The sequence below is a fragment of the Stenotrophomonas nitritireducens genome (assembly GCF_001431425.1).
Taxonomy (GTDB): domain Bacteria; phylum Pseudomonadota; class Gammaproteobacteria; order Xanthomonadales; family Xanthomonadaceae; genus Stenotrophomonas; species Stenotrophomonas nitritireducens.
On the sequence record NZ_LDJG01000040.1, the window covers coordinates 1 to 5,814 of the forward strand.

The following is a 5,814-nucleotide window of genomic DNA, read 5'->3' on the forward strand; positions in this document are numbered from 1 at the left end:
GCGGTGACGACGGTGACGGACGAGGCGGTGTGCATTACGGCGCCCAATCTTGCCGGGCGCTGGGCGACGGCGGCCGGGCAACGCCGGCACCAGCGCTGATCTTGGGGGCGCGGTAACCAGCAACGGCGCCTCTGGGCGCCGTTGTTGTTGGGGGATGGGGTGTCTGCGTCATCGTCGTTTTCGATGCGGCACAAAAGCAAACCCCCGCTGCGTGAGCAGCGGGGGTTTGGGGATAAAAACCCTGGCGATGACCTACTCTCGCATGGCTTGAGCCACACTACCATCGGCGCAGCTGCGTTTCACTTCCGAGTTCGGGATGGGATCGGGTGGTTCCACAGCGCTAATTTCACCAGGGAGAGGGTTGGAGGGTCGCTATCCGTTGTACTGGATGAAGCGCCAGCCTCTCGTAGGTTCTTGTGACGTAGCGTGCACTTGGGTCTATCGACATGTCATGTCGGCCAAGGCAACTTGAGGTTATATGGTCAAGCCACACGGATCATTAGTATCAGTTAGCTCAACGCGTTGCCGCGCTTACACACCTGACCTATCAACCACGTAGTCTACATGGTTCCTTCAGGGGGCTTGTGCCCCGGGAAGTCTCATCTTGAGGCGCGCTTCCCGCTTAGATGCTTTCAGCGGTTATCGCTTCCGAACATAGCTACCCGGCAATGCCACTGGCGTGACAACCGGAACACCAGAGGTTCGTCCACTCCGGTCCTCTCGTACTAGGAGCAGCCCCTCTCAAACTTCCAACGCCCATGGCAGATAGGGACCGAACTGTCTCACGACGTTCTGAACCCAGCTCGCGTACCACTTTAAATGGCGAACAGCCATACCCTTGGGACCGACTACAGCCCCAGGATGTGATGAGCCGACATCGAGGTGCCAAACACCGCCGTCGATATGAACTCTTGGGCGGTATCAGCCTGTTATCCCCGGAGTACCTTTTATCCGTTGAGCGATGGCCCTTCCATACAGAACCACCGGATCACTAAGTCCTAGTTTCCTACCTGCTTGATCCGTCGATCTTGCAGTCAAGCACGCTTATGCCTTTGCACACAGTGCGCGATGTCCGACCGCGCTGAGCGTACCTTCGAGCTCCTCCGTTACTCTTTAGGAGGAGACCGCCCCAGTCAAACTACCCACCATACACGGTCCCCGACCCGGATAACGGGCCTAGGTTAGAACGTCAAGCACGACAGGGTGGTATTTCAAGGATGGCTCCACTGCAGCTAGCGCCACAGTTTCATAGCCTCCCACCTATCCTACACAGACGAACTCAACGTTCAGTGTAAAGCTATAGTAAAGGTTCACGGGGTCTTTCCGTCTTGCCACGGGAACGCTGCATCTTCACAGCGATTTCAATTTCACTGAGTCTCGGGTGGAGACAGCGCCGCTGTCGTTACGCCATTCGTGCAGGTCGGAACTTACCCGACAAGGAATTTCGCTACCTTAGGACCGTTATAGTTACGGCCGCCGTTTACTGGGGCTTCGATCAAGAGCTTCGCCTTGCGGCTGACCCCATCAATTAACCTTCCAGCACCGGGCAGGCGTCACACCCTATACGTCCACTTTCGTGTTTGCAGAGTGCTGTGTTTTTGATAAACAGTCGCAGCGGCCTGGTCACTTCGACCATCACCAGCTATAGCCCGCATGGGCCACCGGCAATGGTGCACCTTCTCCCGAAGTTACGGTGCCATGTTGCCTAGTTCCTTCACCCGAGTTCTCTCAAGCGCCTGAGAATTCTCATCCTACCCACCTGTGTCGGTTTACGGTACGGTCTGCGTAAGCTGAAGCTTAGGAGCTTTTCCTGGAAGCGTGGTATCAGTGACTTCGTCTTAAAGACTCGTCTCGGTGCTCGGTCTTAAAGGATCCCGGATTTGCCAAAGATCCAAACCTACCGCCTTTCCCCAGGACAACCAACGCCTGGTACACCTAACCTTCTCCGTCCCTCCATCGCACTTACGCGAGGTGCAGGAATATTAACCTGCTTCCCATCGACTACGCATTTCTGCCTCGCCTTAGGGGCCGACTCACCCTGCGCCGATTAACGTTGCGCAAGGAAACCTTGGGCTTTCGGCGTGCGGGTTTTTCACCCGCATTATCGTTACTCATGTCAGCATTCGCACTTCCGATACCTCCAGCAGACTTCTCAATCCACCTTCGCAGGCTTACGGAACGCTCCTCTACCGCGCATAACAAAGTTATGCACCCCAAGCTTCGGTTCTGTGCTTAGCCCCGTTAAATCTTCCCCGCAGACCGACTCGACCAGTGAGCTATTACGCTTTCTTTAAAGGGTGGCTGCTTCTAAGCCAACCTCCTGGCTGTCTGTGCCTTTCCACATGGTTTTCCACTTAGCACAAAATTTGGGACCTTAGCTGTGGGTCTGGGTTGTTTCCCTTTTCACGACGGACGTTAGCACCCGCCGTGTGTCTCCCATACAGTCCGTCTCGGTATTCGGAGTTTGCAATGGTTTGGTAAGTCGCGATGACCCCCTAGCCATAACAGTGCTCTACCCCCGAGAGGATACATATGAGGCGCTACCTAAATAGCTTTCGAGGAGAACCAGCTATCTCCGGGTTCGATTAGCTTTTCACTCCTAATCACACCTCATCCCCTACCTTTGCAACGGGAGTGGGTTCGGGCCTCCAGTGCGTGTTACCGCACCTTCACCCTGGGCATGACTAGATCACCCGGTTTCGGGTCTACTGCCCGCGACTATGCGCCCTTATCAGACTCGGTTTCCCTTCGCCTCCCCTATACGGTTAAGCTTGCCACGAACAGTAAGTCGCTGACCCATTATACAAAAGGTACGCAGTCACTCTTTCGAGCTCCTACTGCTTGTACGCACACGGTTTCAGGTTCTATTTCACTCCCCTCTCCGGGGTTCTTTTCGCCTTTCCCTCACGGTACTGGTTCACTATCGGTCGGTCAGTAGTATTTAGCCTTGGAGGATGGTCCCCCCATGTTCAGACAGGGTTTCACGTGCCCCGCCCTACTCGTCTTCACTGGAATGGCCCTTTCAAATACAGGGCTATCACCTTCTATGGCCGGCCTTTCCAGACCGTTTTTCTAGAACCATACCAGCTTAAGGGCTGTTCCCCGTTCGCTCGTCGCTACTCAGGGAATCTCGGTTGATTTCTTTTCCTCCGGTTACTTAGATATTTCAGTTCACCGGGTTCGCCTTGCATGGCTATGTATTCACCATGCAATACCGCCGAAGCGGTGGGTTTCCCCATTCGGACATTGCCGGATCAAAGCTTGTTGCCAGCTCCCCGACACTTTTCGCAGGCTGCCACGTCCTTCATCGCCTCTGACCGCCAAGGCATCCACCGTGTGCGCTTATTCGCTTGACCATATAACCGCAAGTTGCCTTGGGTTATCTGATGTCCAGGGGTACAAAGCCCGGACACGAATATAACGACTCAATTAATAAAGAGACTTGCGTCTCTCGCCTTAGCCTCACGACACGTCAAGATAGACATCTCAAACGCTCGCTACGTCACAAGTTTTAAAAGAACAGGACACGGCCACAATGCCGCAACCAATCAATTCTTTCGTATGCGCCAATCATTCAGAGTGGTGGGTCTGGGAGGACTCGAACCACCGACCTCACCCTTATCAGGGGTGCGCTCTAACCACCTGAGCTACAGACCCAATGTTCTGTCAAAGCTTAGTGGTGGAGCCTGTCGGGATCGAACCGACGACCCCCTGCTTGCAAAGCAGGTGCTCTCCCAGCTGAGCTAAGGCCCCAAAATGGGACTTCTCCACACCGGCTGCCGGTGCAGAACTCTGAATGCAGGTCTCTTGTGAGGGCGCCTGACAGGCGATGCTGTCATGCTCAAAAGGAGGTGATCCAGCCGCACCTTCCGATACGGCTACCTTGTTACGACTTCACCCCAGTCATCGGCCACACCGTGGCAAGCGCCCTCCCGAAGGTTAAGCTACCTGCTTCTGGTGCAACAAACTCCCATGGTGTGACGGGCGGTGTGTACAAGGCCCGGGAACGTATTCACCGCAGCAATGCTGATCTGCGATTACTAGCGATTCCGACTTCATGGAGTCGAGTTGCAGACTCCAATCCGGACTGAGATAGGGTTTCTGGGATTGGCTTACCGTCGCCGGCTTGCAGCCCTCTGTCCCTACCATTGTAGTACGTGTGTAGCCCTGGCCGTAAGGGCCATGATGACTTGACGTCATCCCCACCTTCCTCCGGTTTGTCACCGGCGGTCTCCTTAGAGTTCCCACCATTACGTGCTGGCAACTAAGGACAAGGGTTGCGCTCGTTGCGGGACTTAACCCAACATCTCACGACACGAGCTGACGACAGCCATGCAGCACCTGTGTTCGCGTTCCCGAAGGCACCAATCCATCTCTGGAAAGTTCGCGACATGTCAAGGCCAGGTAAGGTTCTTCGCGTTGCATCGAATTAAACCACATACTCCACCGCTTGTGCGGGCCCCCGTCAATTCCTTTGAGTTTCAGTCTTGCGACCGTACTCCCCAGGCGGCGAACTTAACGCGTTAGCTTCGATACTGCGTGCCAAATTGCACCCAACATCCAGTTCGCATCGTTTAGGGCGTGGACTACCAGGGTATCTAATCCTGTTTGCTCCCCACGCTTTCGTGCCTCAGTGTCAGTGTTGGCCCAGGCAGTCGCCTTCGCCACGGATGTTCCTCCTGATCTCTACGCATTTCACTGCTACACCAGGAATTCCACTACCCTCTGCCACACTCTAGTCGCCCAGTTTCCATCGCAATTCCCAGGTTGAGCCCAGGGCTTTCACGACAGACTTAAACAACCACCTACGCACGCTTTACGCCCAGTAATTCCGAGTAACGCTTGCACCCTTCGTATTACCGCGGCTGCTGGCACGAAGTTAGCCGGTGCTTATTCTTTGGGTACCGTCAGAACAATCGGGTATTAACCGACTGCTTTTCTTTCCCAACAAAAGGGCTTTACAACCCGAAGGCCTTCTTCACCCACGCGGTATGGCTGGATCAGGCTTGCGCCCATTGTCCAATATTCCCCACTGCTGCCTCCCGTAGGAGTCTGGACCGTGTCTCAGTTCCAGTGTGGCTGATCATCCTCTCAGACCAGCTACCGATCGTCGCCTTGGTGGGCTCTTACCCCGCCAACTAGCTAATCGGGCATCGGCTCATTCTTTCGCGCCAGGCCCGAAGGTCCCCGGCTTTCACCCGTAGGTCGTATGCGGTATTAGCGTAAGTTTCCCTACGTTATCCCCCACGAAAGAGTAGATTCCGATGCATTCCTCACCCGTCCGCCACTCGCCACCCAGAGAGCAAGCTCTCCTGTGCTGCCGTTCGACTTGCATGTGTTAGGCCTACCGCCAGCGTTCACTCTGAGCCAGGATCAAACTCTTCACTTAAAACTACATGTCCGAAGACAAATACTCTTAGCTGCAGATGTTCAACCACTGGCAACGTTTCGCTTGCTTTACAAACTACTCATTGCTTGATCAAACGTCTGCAAGATGGACAGTCATCCACTCCTGCAGGCGCCTTCACAAGATACCTGCGCATACTTTCAAAGAACTTCGGAATCGGCCTCAGCGCCTTCTTCCAAGTGCCCGACGTTTCCGTCCGAGCGAGCCGCCCATTATAGCCGGCTTTTCCGCTTCGTCAACACCTCGTTTCGAGGTGGACTCCGCTGCTTCAACCTCAACCCCGCAGGGCCTTTCGTCGAAGCGAGCCGCCTATTATGTCAGGCTTTTCGTTTCCGTCAACACCCTCTTGCGAGGCCGTTGCCGCCGCTTCCTGCTCCCTGCCACCGAAGTGACTGGCGCCGTGAACG

2 tRNA genes and 3 rRNA genes are annotated in these 5,814 nt (G+C 55.0%); all 5 read right to left on the reverse strand.

The features are described 5' to 3' along the window. Positions 1–239: 239 nt before the first annotated feature. The 5 genes from rrf to ABB22_RS17130 all read right to left on the reverse strand — a co-directional run bounded on the left by rrf (position 240) and on the right by ABB22_RS17130 (position 5,389). Positions 240–354, reverse strand: a 5S ribosomal RNA gene (rrf, locus tag ABB22_RS17110). 124 nt (positions 355–478) lie between these two features. Next, a 23S ribosomal RNA gene (locus ABB22_RS17115) occupies positions 479–3,356 on the reverse strand. A 224-nt stretch (positions 3,357–3,580) separates the two neighbouring features. After that, positions 3,581–3,657: transfer RNA gene (locus ABB22_RS17120), tRNA-Ile, on the reverse strand. Positions 3,658–3,677: 20 nt separating this feature from the next. Next, a tRNA-Ala gene (locus ABB22_RS17125) sits at positions 3,678–3,753 on the reverse strand. Between the two features lie 91 nt (positions 3,754–3,844). Further along, positions 3,845–5,389, reverse strand: a 16S ribosomal RNA gene (locus ABB22_RS17130). The 16S, 23S and 5S rRNA genes sit together here with 2 tRNA genes alongside, the layout of an rRNA operon. Positions 5,390–5,814: the final 425 nt, after the last annotated feature.